The following is a 3,275-nucleotide window of genomic DNA, read 5'->3' as shown; positions in this document are numbered from 1 at the left end:
GTTAAGAGCCATCACGGCGATTGAGTGAAGCCCTTTATTCTTAATCTTTGGGCGAGCAAAGATTAAGCAGGGTGTAAGGGGCAGAGCCCCTAGGTGGTTTATTTCTTTGAAAAGAAACCAAAAAAAGACCCGCATACCGCAGGCCTTTTATTTTATAGAAAATCTCTTAATTTTTTACTTCTGGTAGGATGTCTTAATTTCCTTAAAGCCTTGGCTTCTATTTGTCTTATTCTTTCTCTCGTAACGCAAAATATATCCCCTACTTCTTCAAGTGTCCTTGGTCTTCCGTCTTCAAGTCCAAACCTTAAAATAAGTACTTTGGCTTCTCTGTCAGTAAGAGTTTTTAATACCTCGAAGAGCTGAGTCCTAAGAAGCATATAGCTTGCAGCTTCTTCCGGAGCGACAGCGTCGTCGTCAGGAATAAAGTCTCCGAGGTGAGAATCTTCCTCCTCACCGATAGGAGTTTCAAGAGAAACAGGATCCTGTGATATCTTCATGATGTCTCTTACCTTTTCTTCGGGAAGTCCCATTTCCTTAGCTATTTCATGAGAATTGGGGTCTCTGCCCAAATCCTGAATAAGCATTCTCTGAACTCTCTTTAGTTTATTTATAGTCTCTACCATATGTACGGGGATCCTTATGGTTCTTGCCTGGTCGGCAATGGCTCTTGTTATCGCCTGTCTTATCCACCATGTAGCATAAGTGGAAAATTTAAATCCCTTTGTATAATCGAATTTTTCGACTGCTTTTAAAAGTCCAAGGTTACCTTCCTGTATCAAATCCAGGAATGACATACCTCTGTTTACATATCTCTTAGCAATACTCACAACAAGCCTTAAGTTAGCTTCGCAGAGTTTCTTTCTCGCTTCAATGTCTCCGTTTTCTATCCTTTGAGCAAGGTCGAGTTCTTCTTCCGCACTAAGCAGATCTACTTTACCAATTTCCTTTAAATACATCCTTACGGGGTCGTTTATATGTACCGATGGTTCATATGCCTTTGCTTCGGCTTTTTTCACATCTTCGTCTTTTATATCTTCATCCAAAAGTGCATCAACATCTTTATCCGATTCGTCATCATCCTGAAGTACAACGCCCTCTTTAAAGAAGAATTCCAATATTTCATCTATCTCATCGGGACCGAAATCCATATCCGTAAAATGCTGATTCATTTCTCTTTGAGAAACTACGCTTTCTTTCTTAGCCCAAGCCTTTATATCTTCAACCGTCTTTAACTTTTTGACTTCTACTCTGACAGGATCTTTTTTGACTGTCTTTTTAGTTTTTGCTTTTGTATTTTTAACAACTTCTGTTTTTACTTTTTTATCGTCACCCATATTTGCTGCTTTACTTCCCTTTTTTTGAGTCATTATATAAGTGTACCTCCGTTTTTGGCTTTCAAAAGCTCTGATTTCAGTTTGTAGAATTCGGCTATCAAAACATCCAACATTTCTTTATCTTCAGATTCCTGAATATCTCTTATGGCAAGCTTAACCTTTGTGATCTTCTTATTTATATTATTGATCATCAACGTTTTCTTTGCCTGATTTAAATCATCACTGTCTATATTTTGGTCCAAAGACACAATTCGTGACATAGTTGTAGCCAATGTATCATTATAATCAAATAGTTCTATAAAGTCAACCTTTTTTCCTAAGTTTATACAAGAAACTATCTTTTCATATATTTTTTTATAATCATCTCCCACCAATATATCTTCGTCCAAATTTACTTCTTTTATCTTATCGATATCAAGAGCATTGTCTATCATATATTTAAGTATCATTTCCTGAGCTTTTATGATTTTCTCTTTTATTTGATTTTTTCTTACGCTTTGCTCTTTATCCTTCTTATTGTTTGCTTCCAAATGATTTGGAGTTATAAAACTGTTTGTATTCACTTCTTTTTCTATAGTGGATATTTCGGCTTTTGTCCTCTCATGAAGATATTTGATATAAAATTCTTTTCTTACATCATCATCTACTTTTCCTATTATGACGCAGGCTTTTTTGATAAAATCTACTTTTTCCCAATTATCCAAAAGATTATGATTATCTTCAAGGAGTTTTATTCTGAACTCAATGCTGTCTACGCCATTTTCTACCAAATTATTAAATTTCTCTATGCTATTATTTAATATGTAGCTGTCGGGGTCATCTCCCTTTGGCAGTCTTACGACTTTTGGATAAATATTAGCACTCTCAAGGATCTCGCCGGCTTTTATTGTCGCATTAAGACCGGCGTTATCTGAGTCGTACATTATGACTACATTCTTGGTGTAGCGATTTATCAGCTTTGCATGGTTTATGTTAAAAGCGGTACCGAGAGTTGCTACGGCGTTATTGATACCGTTATTGACAAGAGAAATAACGTCCATATACCCTTCGACAAGTATAAGAGGCTTTTCGCTGAGTTCTTTCCTCGCATTATTCAAGTTATATAATGTAGAGTTTTTCTTGAATACCAAGGTTTCCGGAGAATTTAAATACTTCGGAGCATTCTTCACATCCTTGAATATCCTTCCCCCAAAAGCAATCAGCTTCCCGTTGACATCCTGTATGGGAAACATTATCCTATCTCTGAAATAATCATACACTCCCCCCTTATCCTTTGTACGTACCAGTCCCGCTTTTATAAGAGTATTAACTGAATACTTCTTTTCTTTTACAAGAAAGTTATATAAATTATCGAATTCGTTTATGGAATATCCAAGCCCGAACTTCTTTATCGTCTCTTTCTTTAGCCCTCTGTCGAGAAGGTATTTTAGAGGCACACCGCTGTTCATCAAATTCTTGTAATAATAATTCGCACTGTCCTTTATGCAGTTATAAAGCTCCTGCTTTTCGTTATAGCTTATGGTATTCTCGCTTCTTCTTGTGTAATTTCCGCTTTCTTCGTACTCTACATTGACCCCTTCCATATCGGCAAGAAGTTCCACAGCTCCGGTAAAGTCAAGTTTATTCATCTCCATTAGGAAATCAAGGACGTCACCGTTGGCATTGCAACCAAAACAGTGGTAGCGACCCATTTCGGGAGTTACCACAAAAGAAGGTGTCTTCTCCGTATGAAAAGGACATCTTGCCTTATACCTTGCGCCTGCTCTTTGAAGAGGTACGTACTGATTTATGATACCTACGATATCCGCATCTTCTACAAGTCTACGAATAAAATCTTTTTTAAAATAACCCTTCATACTCCTCCTTATTTACTATATCTTTCTTTTTATAAATAAACAAACATCTAAGGGACTCCGTCCCTTTAACCCTGCGAAGTTTTTT

2 protein-coding genes are annotated in these 3,275 nt (G+C 36.8%); both read right to left on the bottom strand.

Annotation, left to right across the window (positions count from 1 at the left end):
- Positions 1–152 precede the first annotated feature (152 nt).
- Entirely contained in the window at positions 153–1,367 is a 1,215-nt protein-coding gene (gene rpoD, locus NSA01_RS09830) for an RNA polymerase sigma factor RpoD (RefSeq protein WP_257481284.1), read from the bottom strand.
- Positions 1,367–3,190, bottom strand: a complete 1,824-nt coding sequence (gene dnaG / locus NSA01_RS09825; RefSeq protein WP_257481283.1) for a DNA primase — start codon at positions 3,188–3,190, stop codon at positions 1,367–1,369. Before dnaG ends, rpoD begins: the two co-directional genes overlap by 1 nt.
- Between the last annotated feature and the right edge of the window lie 85 nt (positions 3,191–3,275).

This window comes from Anaerofustis stercorihominis (assembly GCF_024623185.1).
In the GTDB taxonomy this organism is placed as follows: domain Bacteria; phylum Bacillota; class Clostridia; order Eubacteriales; family Anaerofustaceae; genus Anaerofustis.
This window is presented reverse-complemented; position numbering and strand designations above follow the sequence as displayed.

Bases quoted from the DNA above. Each gene is read 5' to 3' on its own strand.
- rpoD (WP_257481284.1), bottom strand. From the start codon at position 1,367: ATGACTCAAAAAAAGGGAAGTAAAGCAGCAAATATGGGTGACGATAAA.
- dnaG (WP_257481283.1), bottom strand. From the start codon at position 3,190: ATGAAGGGTTATTTTAAAAAAGATTTTATTCGTAGACTTGTAGAAGAT.